Raw genomic sequence first — 17,083 nt, 5'->3', positions numbered from 1 at the left:
GTCATGACCCCTGCGATCGCAATTGTAGGAATGGCCTGCTGCTATCCAGATGCCCATTCACCGGCTGAACTATGGGAAAATGTGCTGGCTCAACGGCGCTCCTTTCGGCGCATGCCTTCAGAACGCTTAAATTTATCAGATTATTGGAGCAGCAATCCCACTGTTCCCGATCGAACCTATGCTTCAGAAGCAGCCTTGATCGAAGGCTATGAATTTGACCGGGTTGATTTTCGGGTTGTGGGCAGTACATTTCGCTCAGCTGATTTAGCCCATTGGTTAGCCTTAGATATTGCCAACCGCGCCCTGGCAGATGCAGGGTTTCCCCATGCCGAGGGTATCCCCCGTGAATCGACAGGGGTCTTGCTGGGGAATACTTTAACCGGAGAGTTTTCCCGAGCCAACACAATGAGACTCCGCTGGCCCTATGTTCGCAGAGTAGTAGAAGCAACCCTAAGTCAAACCAATTATCCGCCAGAGCACTGTTCAGCTTTAGTGAAAATGCTGGAGCAACAGTACAAACAGCCCTTCCCTGAGATTAGTGAAGAAACCCTAGCTGGTAATCTCTCAAATACGATCGCCGGACGCATCTGTAACTACTTTGATTTTAAAGGCGGTGGGTATGCCGTTGACGGAGCTTGTAGTTCCTCCCTTTTAGCTATTGCCCATGCTTGTTCAGGGCTGGTATCAGGGGACTTTGATGTGGCCCTAGCAGGAGGGGTAGATTTGAGTTTAGATCCCTTTGAACTGGTTGGTTTTGCTAAAGCTGGTGCTTTGGCGACCGACGAGATGAGGGTTTACGATGCCCGGTCTACTGGCTTTTGGCCAGGAGAGGGGTGTGGATTTGTCGTACTCATGCGCCATGCAGATGCCATTGTCCAAAATTGTCCTATTTATGCAGTGATTCGAGGTTGGGGAGTATCCTCAGATGGCCATGGTGGCATGACCCGCCCGGAAGTTGAAGGACAACTCTTAGCGCTGCAACGAGCCTATCGTAGGGCTGGTTTTGGCATTGATACCGTTACCTATTTTGAGGGTCACGGCACAGGTACCAGTGTCGGAGATGCAACCGAGTTAAAAACCCTTTCCCGTGCCCGCCAAGAGAGCAATCCCGATGCTCCAGTAGCAGTGATCAGTTCGATCAAGGCCAATATCGGACACACCAAAGCCGCCGCTGGCATTGCAGGACTGATAAAAGCCACCCTAGCGCTCCATCATCAGGTCATTCCTCCCATGCCCATGTGTGACCAACCCCATGGGCTTTTAACCGCAACAAATGCAGCCCTGAGGGTACTGCCGCAGGGAAAACTGTGGTCCGAGGACACTCCCTTGAGAGCTGGGGTCGGTGCCATGGGGTTTGGTGGCATTAATGCCCATATTGTTTTAGAAGGAAACAAAGATCGCCGTCACAGCTTGAATCATAAAGAAAAAATCCTGTTACATTCCCCTCAAGATGCAGAACTTTTTCTATTCCAAGCTGAGCAAGTTGATCAGCTGCAACAGCAAGTTGCCCAAGTTCTGGAGATTGCCCCCAGATTATCACGGGCTGAAGTCACAGATTTAGCGGTTCACCTAGCTCAATCCCTGAGCCCTGGAACTGTGCGAGTGGCAATTGTGGCAGCAACCCCGATGGAGTTGACAACACGACTGGAGGTATTAGCCACCTGGTTAAAGGAAGGCATAACTGAACGTCTAGAGCCAGATACAGGTATTTTTCTAGGCAAGAGGACAACCCCATCCCGATTGGGATTCTTGTTTCCAGGCCAAGCTTCCCCCACCTATTTCAATGGCGGGTGTTGGGAGCATCGCTTTGATCAAGTCAGGGACCTCTACGCCCAAAATCCTTTCCCTCAACCAGAAGATGGTAAAGCCACTGCGATCGCTCAACCTGCTATTGTTACAGCCTCTAAGGCGGGACTGCTGGTTTTACAGCAACTGGGCCTAACAGCTGATATTGCCATCGGTCACAGCTTGGGCGAGATCACTGCACTGCATTGGGCAGGTGCTTTTGACCAAGAAGCTCTGCTGCGAATTACTCAAGTGCGGGGACAAGCAATGACTGATTTCGGGAGTGCTACCGGAGCAATGGCTAGTATTCGGTCATCCCAGCAGGTGATCAGACAGCTGATAAATGGTTATCCTGTGGTGATCGCAGGTCTTAACACCCCCCAGCAAACCATTATTTCGGGGGAAGTTGATGCTATTGTAGATCTTATTAATAAAGCACAGGCGCAAGGGCTTAAAGCGGTTACTTTGTCCGTTTCCCATGCCTTTCACTCTGATTTAGTGAGTGCTGCTGCTGACCCTTTAGCTAAACACTTGGCGACAGAAACAATTCAACCCCTGCAACGCAAACTGATCTCTACCGTCACAGGATCACTGCTGACTGCTGAGACTGATGTGCGATCACTTCTCTATCAACAAGTGACTGCCCCTGTTCGGTTCCTAGAGGCCATTACTCAGGCTAGCCAAGAGGTTGATCTCTGGATTGAAGTCGGTCCTGGTAGAGTGCTAAGCGGTTTGGCTAAAGACTGTGTAGAGACACCAGCGATTGCCCTAGATGCTAGTGGACCCTCGCTGCAGGGGTTACTCCAGGCAGTTGGGGCTGCTTTTGTGTTGGGCAGTTCTATCGATCCAAATGCCTTATTTAGCGATCGCTTTACTCGCCCTTTCAATTTAGACTGGCAACCAAAATTCTTTGTCAACCCTTGCGAATTAGCACCTCAATTGCAGCTTCAAGAAGTATCAATTCTAAGCTCTGATAACGGCAAGACCTCTATTTCCAAAACTGCTTTGGTCTCCGAGATCGGAATAGAGGCTGGAGGTAAGGGCTTTGATGCTGATTATCTAACTCAGGACTTACGCATTTGCCCCCTAAATCCCCCAATGTCAAAAAGCGAAGCATCCGCTAATTCCCCCCAGAATTGGGGGGTTAGGGGGGCGGGGGACTTTGACATCATTCCCCCCAGCGAGGGATTGCTCGCTGGGGGGCTAGGGGGGCGAAATCCACTTAACCGCGTAAGTCCTGTAACTGAACAATCCATAGTTAACCAGAAGACATGGGAGACCCCCAAAGAACTGGTTCGGCAACTGGTAGCGCAACGGATTGAATTACCAACCACAGCAATTCAAGACAATCATCGCTTGCTCAGTGACCTGCATCTCAACTCTATTACAGTGGGGCAGTTGGTTGCAGAGGCTGCTAGGTCCCTCGCCCTTGAGCCGTCAGCAGCCCCCACAAACTATGCGGATGCCACAGTCGCAGAAGTAGCTCAAGCCCTAGAGGATTTAGTCCGTACAGGTAGATCTACACCCATCGACGGCGTGAATCAGCCTCCTTCTGGGATAGATGCTTGGGTACGAACGTTTACAGTCGAGTGGCGCGATCGCCCCTTATCATCACAACCCCATTCTCTTGACCCTGAAGGAGGGTGGCAGATCCTAACAGCAAGTAATACTCCTTTTGCAGAAGTATTGCAGGAAGCCTTTCAAACCTGTCCAGGCCAAGGGGTTGTGGTGTATTTATCCGTTGAGGAAGACAAACAGACTATTGACTGTCTCTTGTCAGGGGCTCAACAGGTTCTAGCCCAGGATGAAAACACCCACTTTGTTCTGGTGCAACATGCTCCCATCGGTGGGGGAGTTGCCCGGACATTCCATCTGGAAAACCCTCAGATTACGACTTGTGTCGTCACCATTCCAGAGGATCATCCTCAATCAGTGATCTACATTCTAGCTGAAGTCCAAGCCGCCAAGGGATATATTGAGGCTCGTTACGATCATCAGGGTAACCGACAGGTACCTATTTTGCAATTACTGCAATTAGAACAATGGCAGCAGGCCGCCCCAGAAATTCCTCTGACTGTCACAGATGTTTTGCTGGTGACGGGTGGAGGGAAGGGAATTGCCGCTGAATGTGCGTTGGCGTTGGCCCGAGAAACGGGGGTGCGTTTGGCACTCTTAGGGCGCTCACATCCAGATACGGATGATGAGTTGTTCCACAACCTGGAACGGATGCGAGTAAGTGGCGTTGAGGTGCTTTACGAAGCAGCAGATGTGACTGATGTGCAGGCTTTACAAAGGGCTGTGCAAAAATTTGAGACCCAGTTCGGACCGATTACGGCGGTGCTCCATGGTGCTGGGGTAAATACACCTCAACTTTTGACCACACTGACCCCAGCAGATTTCCACAAAACCCTAGGGCCAAAGGTTCAAGGGCTCAATAATCTATTGTCAACAGTCAACCCTCAAGCCCTCAAACTCCTGATCACCTTTGGTTCGCTGATTGCCCGCACTGGTCTGCGAGGTGAAGCAGATTATGCCCTGGCCAATGAATGGCTAGCCAATCTTGTCGAGAAGTTTCAGCAGGCACAACCAAGCTGTCGCTGCCTGAATTTGGAGTGGTCCATCTGGTCGGGGGTTGGCATGGGGGAACGGTTGGGGCGAGTTGATGTGCTACTGCGAGAAGGGATTACACCGATTTCGCCGGATATAGGGATTTCTATCTTACGGCAATTGGTAGCTCAACCATTACCCGTGACATCGGTCCTGATTACGGGTCGGTTTGGGGAAGCACCCACCTTAAGGATGGAGCATCCTGAATTCCCCTTCTTACGATTTTTGGAGGAACCCAGAATCTACTACCCTGGTATCGAGCTGGTGGTGGATGCAGACCTCTCGGTCGGGACAGATCCCTATCTCAACGACCACGTCTATCAAGGGGAACGGATCTTTCCAGCTGTGATGGGGCTGGAAGCTATGGCTCAGGTGGTTACTGCTCTTGCAGGTCCCTTGAAATCCATCTGTTTCGAGGATGTTCAGTTTAATCGACCTGTGGTTGTTCCTGCCAATGACTCCCTCAAGATTCGCATTGCTGCCCTGGTGCGATCTCACAACTATGTGGATGTTGTTATTCGCACTGAACAGACAGCATTCCAGGTCGATCACTTTCGGGCAACCTACTCTATTATTCACAATTCCACACTCAAACCACAAAACGACATTCAGAAAAATATTGTTCAACAACAGAATCCCTTGTCGAGCCTTTTTGGTTCCCCAAACTCTACAACTGAATGTGTTATTTCCCTCAACCCTGACCAGGATTTATACGGTGGCATTCTTTTCCACTCAGGTCGCTTCCGTCGCTTACGAAAATACCACAAACTGCGGGCAAAAGAATGTATAGCGGAACTATTACCCGAACAGGGATCACCGTGGTTTAGTCCCTATCTGCCTGCTGATTTCCGATTAGGGGATCCTGCTGCCAGAGATGCTGCAATCCATGGGTTGCAAGCTTGTATTCCTCATGTGACTTTGTTGCCCGCTGGTGTCAAGCAAATAGTGATTAATCCTGGTTTATTTGAGCAACCTCGTTATATTCACGCCCAAGAGAGATCCCAGTTTCAAAACACCTTCATCTATGACCTAGAAATACTCAGTGAGGATGGCAAAGTTCTGGAGCGTTGGGAAGGACTTTGTCTTAAGGTAATCGGGTCAGTTAACACTCAGCAAACTTGGGCTGCACCATTGCTAGGTCCCTACCTGGAACGTCAAATTCATGAGCTCATCCCTGGTGCTGATATTGCAGTAGTTGTGGACAACGACACTTCTATTGAACGAAAGGTGAAAAGAGATCGTACTATTCAACACATTCTAAGCAATGGCAACAGAAGGTCAACCTCACTCCATCCCCCTCTGCTCACCCACCGACCTGATGGCAAACCAGAGGTGATTACTGATTCAACAGAAATACACCAGGATAAGTCTGTATCCGTTAGCTATACCGGGGAGCTGATGTTGGCGGTTGCCGGAGCAACGTTAATTGGGTGTGATGTTGAACCTGTGGTTTGCCGAACCCTTGAGGTGTGGCAAGACTTGCTTAGTGCAGAGCGATTCAGCTTGGCACAGTTGCTTGTCCATGAGGCTGGCCAGGATCTGGATACGGCAGCTACCTGCATTTGGACGGCTTGTGAATGCTTGAAGAAGGCTGGGGTAATAGTTACTGCGCCCCTAGTGCTGAACTCTTCAGCCCCAGAGGGATGGATTCTATTAAATACGGGTTCCCTAATGATTGCCACCTGTGTAGTTTCTGTTCGGGATATCCAAGAAAAATTAGTTCTTTCTGTGTTAACCCACAAAGAGGTGAAGAATGTAGACTAATCGTCTTGGTTTAACCATAAATTTTCTCTAGCACAGAGAAAAAATTACGTAAGCATTCAGCTGATAGCTGTTCGCCTAGCGTGTGCGTAGCACATATGCTTACCAATTTTTAAGGCAAATTTTGAGACACGGAGAAGTCGAGAAGTGATAATGTCTGTTTCTAAATACAGAGTTATGGTCATCATAGCTCTGACCATATGGACAACATGGCTGACCCTTCTCGGTCATCAGCAAGCCTTTACCCATCTGATCAACCATTGGGAAATTGCCTTGACGATGGTTTTTGGTTCCATGATTGCTGGAGGAACCAGCGTGGGTGGCGGAGCAGTTGCTTTCCCGGTATTTACTAAACTCCTGCAGATTCCAGCCCACGACGCCAAGGTATTTTCCCTGGCTATTCAAGCTGTTGGTATGAGTGCCGCCTCCTTAGGCATTTGGAGCACAGGCATTCACATCGAAGGTCGGGTGATCCGCTGGGGCAGTCTCGGAGGATTCCTCGGGATTTTTCTCGGGTTAGGGTTTTTTGCGCCTTTGTTGCCTCCCGATGTGATTAAAATGTCCTTCACCATTATCCTCAGTAGTTTTGCCATCACCCTTTTAGCCCTCAACAAGGGGAAGAGGCTATGTCATCGGGCTATGCCCTATTGGAATTTGCAGCAACGAGGACTAATTGTCCTGGCTGGAATATTGGGCGGCATCATGAGTGGGCTTGTAGGCAATGGCATTGATATTGTGATTTTTTCAGTGATGGTGCTACTTTTTCGGGTTAGCGAGAAGGTTGCTACGCCTACCTCGGTTGTCCTAATGGCCATCAACGCCCTAGCTGGATTGGTCCTGCAAGTTTTTGTCTTCCATGATTTCTCTGAGCAGGTGCAGGGTTATTGGTTTGCGGCCATCCCAATCGTTGTGGTCGGTGCACCCCTAGGGGCAATGTTGTGTAACTTGTTGCACCGTAAAACCATTGCCAATATCTTGATTGGCTTGATTGCCCTAGAACTGATCACATCCTTACTGTTGATTCCATTAAGACCTGCAGTTATCTACGCTAGTTTAACAACACTAATTGTGTTTTCCTCCCTAAATTACTGGATGTACCGCACCCAAATCTATGCAATAACTAACCCAATCTCCATAACTACTTGGAAGGATACCTAATGCAAACCTACGAATATTCCCACATCGTGAGCTTTGAAGAAACCAATCTTGTTGGCAATGTCTACTACGTCAACCATTTGAAGTGGCAAGGACGCTGCCGCGAGATGTTTCTCTATGATCATGCCCCTGAAGTCCTGGCAGAACTATCCCAAGGACTTGCCCTTGCTACGGTTCGCATCTCCTGCGAATATTTTTCTGAGTTATTTGCTTTCGACCGCTTGGCCATTCGTATGCAATTGAAAAACCTCCATCAAAACCGGATCACAATGCTATTTGAATACTGGCGACTAAACGATGCCGGTGAAGATTTGGTAGCTCGGGGTGAACAACAAGTCGCTTGTATGCGACGTGAGGGAGACAAAACCGTCCCTGTTCCTGTGCCTCAAGTACTCCAGGCTGCACTTCAACCCTATGCTGCTTGACCTGATTCACTATGAGCGATGGGATACTAACAAAACAATTGGGGTCACGCAAAATACTGCTGCTAGCAGCTGCATTGGCTGTTGGGTCGGCTACTGCGACGGGTTTTACTGTTGCTCAGAGTTTTTCACGACAACGAGCCACAGTTCAGAATTCTGCCAGCAATAATACTATTAACACCTCTGAAATTGGAGCTGTTGCTGCCCTAGGGCGGTTAGAACCAAAAGGAGAAGTTATCCAGATCTCGGCACCAAGTGAAGTAGGAGGCACACGAGTTAAACAGCTACTGGTCAAACAAGGTGACAAAGTGCTCTCAGAACAGGTGATTGCGATTTTAGATAACCGCGATCGCCTGCAAGCCGCTTTAGAGAAGGCACAGACCCAGGTCAAAATTTACCAAGCCCGTCTCCATCAAGTCCAAGCTGGGGCAAAGCAAGGAGCAATTCAAAGTCAAGCACAAGTGGTTGAGCACTCCAAAGCCGAACTACAAGGAGAGGTTGCAACCCAAAATGCTAAGATTGAGCGTTTGGAAGCTGAGTTGAACAACGCCAGCGTGGAGTATGAACGCTATGAGCACTTGTACCAAGAGGGGGCAGTTTCAGCATCTTTGCGAGATAACAAACGCCTGACCTTGGAGACTACCCAGAAACGTGTAATTGAGGCAAAACGAATTCGCCAAAAACTTCTGAATACCCTTCAAAACCGGGTTAAGCAAGCCCAAGCCACCCTGAATGAAATTTCTGAGGTGCGGCCAATAGATGTGGAAGTTGCGCGAGCCGAGCTAGAAAACGCAAAGGCCGGAGTTAAGCAAGCCCAAGCTAATCTAGATCTAGCTTATGTGCGTTCCCCTCGCAATGGTCAAATTCTCAAAATCCACACGTTTCCCGGTGAAACCGTTGACAAGAACGGTATTGTTTCATTAGGCCAAACTAACCAGATGTATGCTGTTGCAGAAGTCTATGAAACAGATATTAACTGGGTTCAGCCAGGACAACGGGCCTTGATTACTAGTCGAGGGTTTACAGGCACACTGCAGGGTATTGTTGATGAAATTGGCTTGGAAGTAGCGAAAAAAGACGTGTTACAGACTGACCCTGCAGCTGATGTTGATGCCAGAGTGGTGGAGGTAAAAATCCGTCTAAGTCCTGACGATAGCCTAAAAGTAGCTGGTTTAACTAACTTGCAGGTTCACACGGTCATTTACCTCCGATGATGTTTTACAAGATTCCCGTCGCCTGGTTACAACTTACCCATAACCGCACCAGGTTGTTCGTAGCCTTGGCAGGGATTGCCTTTGCCGTGATTTTGATTTTTATGCAGATGGGACTGAGGGCAGCTCTGTTTGAAAGTGCAGTGCGTTTGCACAGCAACCTCCAGGGAGAAATTTTTTTGATTAGTCCCCGCTCCACGGCCTTAATTGGCATGAGTCAATTCTCGGAGCGCCGTTTGTTGCAAGCTTTGGCTTTTCCTGAAGTAGAACTTGTGAGCCCAATTTATGTGGATTATGGTCAGTGGAAAAATCCCCAAACCGGTCAAACCCGTCAGATTTTTGTCACTGGATTTGAACCGAGCGATCGCATTTTTCAGCTGCCGGGGGTTGTCCAGCATACCGATCAGTTAACCCTGCCCGATACTGTTCTGTTTGATCAAGCTTCAAGGCCCGAATTTGGACCAGTAGCTGCCCAATTCCGTCAAGACAACGCTGTCAACACTGAAATTGAAGTCCGGCAGGTCACTGTGGTGGGCTTGTTTAAAATGGGTGCCTCCTTTGGGGCAGATGGCAATATCATGACAAGTAACGTAAACTTTTTGCGCATTTTTGATCGCCGTACCAAAGGCTTGATTGATATTGGTCTGATTCGACTCAAGCCCCTTAGCAACGTGAATGAAGTTGTTGCCCGAATGCGACGCTATTTTCACGAAGATGTCAAAGTTTTTACTAAGCAGGAATTGATTGATTTTGAAAAAAACTACTGGCAAACTAGCACGGCTATCGGATTTATTTTCGATTTAGGAGTTGTGATTGGATTGATTGTGGGCATTGTTTTTGTCTATCAAGTTCTCTATACAGATGTGTCTCATCACTTGCGGGAATACGCTACTTTAAAGGCGATCGGCTATAGCAATAATTATTTGCTCTATGTGGTATTTCAAGAAGCATTCATTCTTGCGATTCTTGGCTATATTCCGGGATTTGCCATTACGTTAGGCATATATGACTTGACCCTGAAAGCAACACTCCTACCCATTCAAATGGAGTTCGTTCGTGCCTTCAATGTCCAACTATTAACCATTTTCATGTGTTTCATAGGTGGTTTGATCGCTGTTACTCAACTACAGAAAGCAGATCCAGCTGATATTTTTTGATTTAAAACTTAACAAATTATGTAGGGTTTGCTGAAAAAGTCTTTTGGTATGGGATTGAGTCAGGAGTTAGGAGTCAGGAGTTAGGATAAATGGGAATTATATAGGAGGTAGTCGGAAGAATAGTCCCTTGATTTTTCTGCTGTTGTCTGGCCAAAATGCATATTTTTTGAGCTTTTTCGACCGAAAAGCTGGCACTTTTTTCGACCCAACAAGGCTAAAACCTTTATCTGTCAATGCTTTGAGAGTTAATCAGCAAGCCCTATGTATAAAAAAATACGTTAAATACACTTAATATACAGGAAATTATATCACTATTTTTGTGTAAAATCAATGTTTATATATTATGGCTAATAGCAGGGTAAGCGCAAGAATAAATAAGCAGACATTATTATCAACAATATTTAAAAAACAAGTGCATTAGTGCTGATAAATCTTGGCTTAATATGGTCATCATACTTGCATGCAGCACGAAGATACGGCGGTTTGCATAACTATCAATTACACAGGATTTTCTCCTTCTTTCGTCTTCCCTGCTCCCTGCTCCCTGCTCCCTAAAAACCCATAAATTTGTACCTAATTGAAGTGTAAACCTCTGTACTTGTCTTGTGTCTAATCAATCTCGGTAAAATTACTCTAATGATATGAAAGCGGCTCGATTTTCACAGGTTAAACAATTAAACATTCCTGCCTTATCGCTCCTAGCAATAGGAGCAGGCTTGATTGCGATTCACCTAACTCTCAATCTCAGAGCCGAAAAATCCTCTCACCTTGCTCTTAGCATTGTCTTTTGGCTCGCAGCCTCTTCCACTCTTTGGGACAAACGCTATCAACTTAAACTCGGCAGCGGCATTGTCCCTTTTTTGTTAGGTGCATTGCTGATTGCAGGGATTTTTGTCAAAAGTGCTGCTCACCCTGGGGAAAAATTCCTTGGCTTCTCACCCTTTATTTCCGTCTTCGGTCTGGCCTTGCTTGCCTCTGGTTTTCGGGGCTTAAAACAATATTGGCAAGAACTTCTCATCCTGTTTACCCTAGGTGTTCCCAAACTTCTGCTGCCCTATCTCCCTAATATCACTCCCATTACCGCCAAATTCTCCGCTTTCCTGCTGTGGTACTCTGGAGCAAATGCCGTGTTGCAAGACTCGTACATTATCCTCCCCAAGGGTAGCGTCGAAGTGGTTCCGTCCTGTTCTGGTCTCAACTTAATTACCTATATGTTAGGGCTAGCTGTGATTGTGCTGGTAATGTTTCCCACCTCTGGCAGCCAAAAAATTATTGTTCCCATCGTTGCCGCTACCCTGGGTTTTATCGTCAATGGCATTAGGATAGCGATACTGGCACACCTGGCAGCCCCCTCCAGTGAAGCAGCTTTTGACTATTGGCACAGCCAGGAAGGTGCCCTGATCTTTGTGATGATTTCAGTGATCCTGTTTGGGACTTACTGCTTGTTTATGCTGGAGGAGTGATTAATCTTCCGGTGGGCAGTGCCTACCAACTTGATTGGCAAGCAAAGGAATCTGTCGAAACCACTACCCACCCTACATTAACTGGCCGCTCCAACCCTGCCAACAAAAATCGACAACATTCATACATAGCAACTAAAAAATCTGCCAAAATCTGGCTACTTTTTATCTCAGACCAAATGCATCAGTTTAGCAAAAGGCTTTAAACTATGACTCAATTCGATACGGAACTCTCCACTCAAAACTCTGATCAGCGTCTCTGGGAATTGCAGAAATCAGTTAAGACGCTGCAACAGTCTAGAGACCACCAGCTAAAGCCCCTGACCGTTCTACGCTGGATCGGTTATGGCTTTCTGTTGCTATTTTTATTTGACCTGATTGAAATTCTGTATCCCCCCCAGTTTATGAATCCGGCATGGGAATTTCGGACCCTGGGCCAACTGGTAGAACGGGTACTGGTTCCCCTGATTGGCTTTGTCCTAGTGATTGTAGGAGGACGAGACACGCCCGCCAGAGTCGAGCAAACATTATTGAAAGTCCTATCTTGGAGTACCTTAGTGTTTGCACTAGTCTTTTATCTCAGTATTCCGCTGGGCATTTTCAACACCATTCGGCTCAATCAACAGCTTAATATCCAAGTCATGACCCAACTTGAGCAGCAGATGGCTCAGGTTGAAGTCAAAGTGCAAGCCGTTAAGGATCAAGTCAATCAGGTGAATACGGTAACAGATCTTCAGGCATTCCTGAGTCAACTTAATCTACAGCAAGCACCAGAGATTCAGAGTGAATCGCAATTAGAAACTGTCAAACAACAAATTGCTGCCTCTATGGATAATCAATTGATTGGTATGGAAAATCAAGCCAAGACCAAGCTGGCTAATCAACGTCAGCAGCTATTGATGCGTTCTGCAAAATGGAATCTGGGGGCTTTAGTATCTGCTACGTTATTCCTCCTCCTCTGGAAGGAAACGGACTGGGCACGCAGGTAATCAAGCATGATGCCAATGGGTCGTTATCTCTGGTTATTAATGATTGCGGTATCAATGCCAGCTAGTTTTGTTGGCCTGCAGAGATTAGTTGATATCACCTATGAGTCTTCAGCTACTATCCAACCGCTTTCCTATCAAATTCCGTTTGATTATTATGGAGATCACATCTATCTTCCTATCAGCGTCAATGGTTCTCAACCGCGCTGGTTCATTCTCGATAGCGGTGCTGCCGACACGTTCATCAGTCAAGACTATGCCCAATCTCTGGGACTCCAACCCCAAGGCCGTTTGGATATCGTCGGGATTGGCCCGGTGAGACTCAATGCCACTTTTGCCAGAGGCGTGACCTTTAATCTCACCGGGATCCAATGGAGCGATGCACAAGTCGTGATTGCACCAGAGGAATTCTTTTTACCTTTGGCTCGTTATTTTGGCCAAGACTTTAGCGGCGTGATTGGCTATGAATTCTTTGAGCAATTTGTAGTCGAAATTGATTACGACAACCAGATCATCCATCTCCATGATCCAAAAACTTACCGCTATTCTGGTTCCGGCGAAAGGATGCCGCTGAAGCTAGTGAATCAAAAACCCTACTTGAAGACTACCCTTATGCTAGCACCGGGCCTATCTGTAAACAGCCACCTGCTGATTGACTTAGGCAGTGGTTCTGCCCTGGACCTGAGGGGCAAGTTAATTGATGAAAATCCTGAGATTGCGTCTGCAGAGAATACCCTGGCAAGCTTTACTTTAGGCGTAGGAGGTGAGGAAAAAATCCACGTTGGTCGTTTAGAGAGCCTACAGCTCGGGAAACTGACCATTGATCACCCCATTACAGCATTTTCCCTGGGTAAAGGCAACCAACGATCGGCTCTATCTGGCAGAATCGGCAACGACATCCTTAGACGATTTAATGTCATTTTAGATTACACACATAAACAAATGATCTTAGAGCCCAATGCCCGTTTTTCTGAACCTTACGAGTACGATATGAGTGGCCTTTGGCTGGGGGCCGAAGGTCAAGAGTACGATATTTTCAGAATAGACAAAGTTTTTCAGAATTCTCCTGCTGCCAGAGCAGGTCTCCAGGTGGGGGATCTGATTACCCATGTTGACAGTCAGCCAGTGACCGAATTGACCCTTGAGCAAGTTCGGCAACTGTTGATGAATCAGGGCGGCCAGATCCGATTGTTAAGTATCCAGCGAGGAGATGACAGCCTACAGTTTCACATAAAACTCGAGCGGCTAATTTGATCGACTCTGCTGCCAGTTCATACTTCTTACAAAACAATCTTTGAATTACTTTTGTAGCTCGAGACATCCGATATTGAATGATAAAGAACATATAGCCCGGATTAAAGACAGCAATGAGTATTCCTTAATCACCAAAAATTGCAATGTTTCCTTAGACATTCATCAGGAAATTATTCCCAAACAATTCAAATTATTACCACTTATTTTTGATGACTTGTGGGAGCGTTTTGAAGCAGTATCTTTAGCTGGTACAAAAGTACTAAACTTTCATCCAGAAGACTTATTACTAATTCTATGCGTACATGGTTCTAAACATATGTGGGAGAGATTGGGATGGATTTGTGATATTGCCGAACTACTTCGCAATTCTCAGGATATAGATTGGGCACAGCTAATAGATAAAGCCAGGATAATAGGCTGTGAACGTATGCTATTGTTGGGTCTTTTCCTGGCCAAAACTATCCTAGGAGCTAGTTTACCGCCAATCGTCCATCAAAGAATTATAGCTGACCCAGAAACCCAATCCCTAGGAAAACAAATGTACTTCAGACTTTTTTGTGAAAATAACAGTTCCACCTCTGGCTTTATTCAGGAAAAATTTATCGTTAATTTTAGGATGATGGAACGGATAGAAAACAAAATTATTCATTGTCGGATGATGGAACGGCTAGAAGCTGGGGGGGCGACGATAGCGATTGAAACGATTGATACGTCAAGAGTGTAACGATCTGTGGTAGAAAAAGATAGGTCTTTCATTGTCAATAAGACCTATCTGTTGAAAATGTTACCCTTATTATATCAAAACCATCTAAAATTTAAACTAAAGGATCGTAATTATATTTTAGCAAATATTGTAGTTATTCTACTACAATCAATCAAAAGAGTTAGTCTAGAAAAATTAGCCAATGCTTTACCTCTTGGAATAAAGTTTGAAAGTAGAAGAAAAAGACTACAGCGCTTTTTATCTTTACAAAAGTTAAATTTTGAAACTATTTGGTTTCCTATTCTATCTAATTTACTAGAAACATATTTTGAAAAAAATGACCTAATTTATATAGCAATTGATCGGACAAATTGGGGTAAAATAAACCTTTTAGTAACTAGCCTGATTTGGGACAAAAGAGCTTTTCCAATTTACTTTACTTTGATGCCAAAATTAGGCAGTAGTAATTTTAAGGAACAAACAACTCATATCTCAAAAATAATGCCGATTTTTAAAGATTATAGAATCTGTCTATTGGGAGATAGAGAATTTTGTTCTGTTTTGAAGTTACCGTAAGACAGTTGAGCCTTATTCCACGAGTTTTAACCCTTTTATGCATAGCCTGCCGCTATAAAGGCTCAACTGTCTAAGGTTTCATCTCTGAGGCTGGCAAACTGGTTATCACAAAAGTCTGCATCCTTTTGTTTACGTCTTAAAAAAAATGAATTTATTGAAATTGAAAAACAAATTTGGACAGATTTAGATTCTTTAGAATTAGTCCCAGGAACTTCGTTATTTTTTCAAGGAATCAAAGTGACGAAAACTAAGGGATTACCCCGTTTTAATTTGGCCGCAAAATGGAAAAAAAAGATTTCAGGATTTGCCCCAAAAGAACCCTGGTTTATTCTCACAAATTTAAACTCGTTAGACTTGGCAATTGCTGCTTATAAAAAACGGTTTAATATTGAGCAAATGTTTAGAGATTTTAAAACAGGTGGCTATAACTTAGAAGACACTAATGTCTCAGATAATCGGTTGATTTCCCTAATTTTATTGATAACAATAGCTTATACTTCTGCTACTCTTCACGGACAAAAAATTAAACGTAAAGGAATTCATAAATATGTTGGTAGAGTAAAAGAATCTGGTCGTTTACAAAGACGACACAGTAGTTTTTATATAGGCTTACATGCTCAAACTTGGGTCAAGTTTAGTTATGAACTTATTGATTTAATACAAAAATTAATGAAACTTAATCGTAATAAACAGAAGTATTATTTACGAGGAATGAGAGCTAGATCGCTTGCCCTGTCTGCTTTATAACTATTTTCGTCACCCCCCCAGGGCTAGAAGACAAAATTACTTTATTTTTTGGCGCTGTCTGGCGCAGGATTTGGATACCTATAAGGCGGGTAATTATGCCAACTGTCAAAGACCGGGATTTTCTTCCCCTACCTCGTTCTCTCTATTTTCTCTACTATTTGATTCGACCGATTCGGCTGTGTTGGAAATTCTATAGCCGTTTTTAGCCTAATGAGGTACACAGAATTTTTTCCCAATTCCGAATTTACCGTCTTGATGCAGCCCATTCCTATTCCCTGTTCCCTATTCCCTGTTCCCTGTTCCCTGTTCCCTTTCAACCAAAATACTATCTCCTAAACTATACTTCCCTTGCTATACTAGTAATAAAAGAGGTATAGAAAAGAAAATGGTTACTCAAATAAACAACCAAACCTCTGAAATAATCTACCCCGAAAGTGACGGCTTACCCTTGGCAGACAATACCCTTCAGTTTCGCTTGATTACAACAATTCAAGGGGGAATAGATGCCCTGTTTAAAGATAACCCTAATGTTTTTGTAGCTGGGGATTTGTTTTGGTATCCAGTGCAGGGTGAACCGAATACTAAGCAAGCTCCTGATGTAATGGTTGTGTTTGGTAGACCCAAAGGCGATCGCAGATCCTACAAACAGTGGGAAGAAGACAATCGTCCACCGCAAGTGGTGTTTGAAATCGCATCCTGGAGCAACACTCAGACTGAGTTAGAGCAGAAGAAATTAAAGTTTTACCAACGCTACGGGGTAGAAGAATACTACATCTTTGACCCAGAGCAAGGGGTTTTGAAGGGTTGGTTACGTTCTGGCAAGACACATTCTGGAAAGACATTAGAAGCGATTGACCAAATGTCTGGCTGGGTGAGTCCCCGATTGAAAGTGAGGTTTGAGTTGTCAGACCAAACCCTTCAACTCTATCAACCCAATGGGGAGCGTTTTGCTACTTACCTAGAAATTGTTGAACAGAGGGAACAGGAAAGACAAGACAAAGAACTCCAGCGTCAACGAGCTCAACGAGCTGAAGCGGCTTTAGAACAAGCTGAAACGGCTTTAGAACAAGCTGAAGCGGCTTTAGTTGAAGAACAGAGGCGTACACAAGCATTGAGCGATCGCTTGAAAGCTTTGGGAATTGATCCAGATCAGTTTTGAAAATGGCAACTTGAAAATTAACAACTATAGCAATTTTCATAGCTATGAGGTACACAATTTCGGGATTTTAGGGAACAGGGAACAGGGAACAGGGAACAGA

Annotated in this window: 11 protein-coding genes and 2 pseudogenes; all 13 read left to right on the top strand. The window is 45.4% G+C overall.

Annotated elements, in window-relative coordinates:
* Positions 1-3 precede the first annotated feature (3 nt).
* Positions 4-6,156: a type I polyketide synthase gene (locus tag F6J90_RS15940; protein ID WP_293095320.1), complete on the top strand. Its 6,153-nt coding sequence runs from the start codon at positions 4-6 to the stop codon at positions 6,154-6,156.
* A 150-nt stretch (positions 6,157-6,306) separates the two neighbouring features.
* Complete coding sequence (locus tag F6J90_RS15935) at positions 6,307-7,311, top strand: sulfite exporter TauE/SafE family protein (RefSeq protein ID WP_293095317.1); 1,005 nt, start codon at positions 6,307-6,309, stop codon at positions 7,309-7,311.
* A complete protein-coding gene (locus F6J90_RS15930; RefSeq protein WP_293095315.1) occupies positions 7,311-7,733 on the top strand; it encodes an acyl-CoA thioesterase in 423 nt (140 codons plus the stop codon). The genes F6J90_RS15935 and F6J90_RS15930 overlap by 1 nt, the downstream gene beginning before the upstream one ends.
* A gap of 38 nt (positions 7,734-7,771) precedes the next feature.
* Entirely contained in the window at positions 7,772-8,944 is a 1,173-nt protein-coding gene (locus tag F6J90_RS15925) for an ABC exporter membrane fusion protein (RefSeq protein WP_293095312.1), read from the top strand.
* Entirely contained in the window at positions 8,941-10,098 is a 1,158-nt protein-coding gene (gene devC / locus F6J90_RS15920) for an ABC transporter permease DevC (protein ID WP_293095309.1), read from the top strand. Before F6J90_RS15925 ends, devC begins: the two co-directional genes overlap by 4 nt.
* Positions 10,099-10,739: 641 nt before the next feature.
* Positions 10,740-11,561 (top strand): cyanoexosortase A, encoded by an 822-nt coding sequence (gene crtA, locus F6J90_RS15915; protein WP_293095306.1) that lies wholly within the window; start codon positions 10,740-10,742, stop codon positions 11,559-11,561.
* A 206-nt stretch (positions 11,562-11,767) separates the two neighbouring features.
* Positions 11,768-12,547, top strand: coding sequence for an HpsJ family protein (locus F6J90_RS15910; RefSeq protein ID WP_293095304.1), 780 nt, complete (start codon positions 11,768-11,770; stop codon positions 12,545-12,547).
* Between the two features lie 6 nt (positions 12,548-12,553).
* Positions 12,554-13,798, top strand: a complete 1,245-nt coding sequence (locus F6J90_RS15905) for a PDZ domain-containing protein (protein ID WP_293095301.1) — start codon at positions 12,554-12,556, stop codon at positions 13,796-13,798.
* A gap of 73 nt (positions 13,799-13,871) precedes the next feature.
* Positions 13,872-14,522, top strand: a complete 651-nt coding sequence (locus tag F6J90_RS15900; RefSeq protein ID WP_293095300.1) for a nucleotidyltransferase family protein — start codon at positions 13,872-13,874, stop codon at positions 14,520-14,522.
* 57 nt (positions 14,523-14,579) lie between these two features.
* Positions 14,580-15,062, top strand: a pseudogene (locus tag F6J90_RS15895) (IS4 family transposase); the annotation flags it as partial.
* A gap of 96 nt (positions 15,063-15,158) precedes the next feature.
* Positions 15,159-15,824 (top strand): annotated as a pseudogene (locus F6J90_RS15890) (IS4 family transposase); the annotation flags it as partial.
* 210 nt (positions 15,825-16,034) lie between these two features.
* Positions 16,035-16,160: a hypothetical protein gene (locus tag F6J90_RS15885; RefSeq protein ID WP_293095298.1), complete on the top strand. Its 126-nt coding sequence runs from the start codon at positions 16,035-16,037 to the stop codon at positions 16,158-16,160.
* A 49-nt stretch (positions 16,161-16,209) separates the two neighbouring features.
* A complete protein-coding gene (locus F6J90_RS15880) occupies positions 16,210-16,983 on the top strand; it encodes a Uma2 family endonuclease (RefSeq protein ID WP_293095295.1) in 774 nt (257 codons plus the stop codon).
* Positions 16,984-17,083: the final 100 nt, after the last annotated feature.

Source organism: Moorena sp. SIOASIH, assembly GCF_010671925.1.
In the GTDB taxonomy this organism is placed as follows: Bacteria; Cyanobacteriota; Cyanobacteriia; order Cyanobacteriales; family Coleofasciculaceae; genus Moorena.
Note: the sequence above shows the minus strand (reverse complement) of the source record. Positions and strands in the feature narration are given on the sequence as shown.

What these genes read in the sequence shown, in the direction of transcription:
- F6J90_RS15885 (WP_293095298.1), top strand. Translation starts at nt 16,035, where the DNA reads ATGAGGTACACAGAATTTTTTCCCAATTCCGAATTTACCGTCTTGATG.
- F6J90_RS15910 (WP_293095304.1), top strand. Translation starts at nt 11,768, where the DNA reads ATGACTCAATTCGATACGGAACTCTCCACTCAAAACTCTGATCAGCGT.
- devC (WP_293095309.1), top strand. Translation starts at nt 8,941, where the DNA reads ATGATGTTTTACAAGATTCCCGTCGCCTGGTTACAACTTACCCATAAC.
- F6J90_RS15880 (WP_293095295.1), top strand. Translation starts at nt 16,210, where the DNA reads ATGGTTACTCAAATAAACAACCAAACCTCTGAAATAATCTACCCCGAA.
- F6J90_RS15940 (WP_293095320.1), top strand. Translation starts at nt 4, where the DNA reads ATGACCCCTGCGATCGCAATTGTAGGAATGGCCTGCTGCTATCCAGAT.
- crtA (WP_293095306.1), top strand. Translation starts at nt 10,740, where the DNA reads ATGAAAGCGGCTCGATTTTCACAGGTTAAACAATTAAACATTCCTGCC.
- F6J90_RS15905 (WP_293095301.1), top strand. Translation starts at nt 12,554, where the DNA reads ATGATGCCAATGGGTCGTTATCTCTGGTTATTAATGATTGCGGTATCA.
- F6J90_RS15930 (WP_293095315.1), top strand. Translation starts at nt 7,311, where the DNA reads ATGCAAACCTACGAATATTCCCACATCGTGAGCTTTGAAGAAACCAAT.
- F6J90_RS15935 (WP_293095317.1), top strand. Translation starts at nt 6,307, where the DNA reads ATGTCTGTTTCTAAATACAGAGTTATGGTCATCATAGCTCTGACCATA.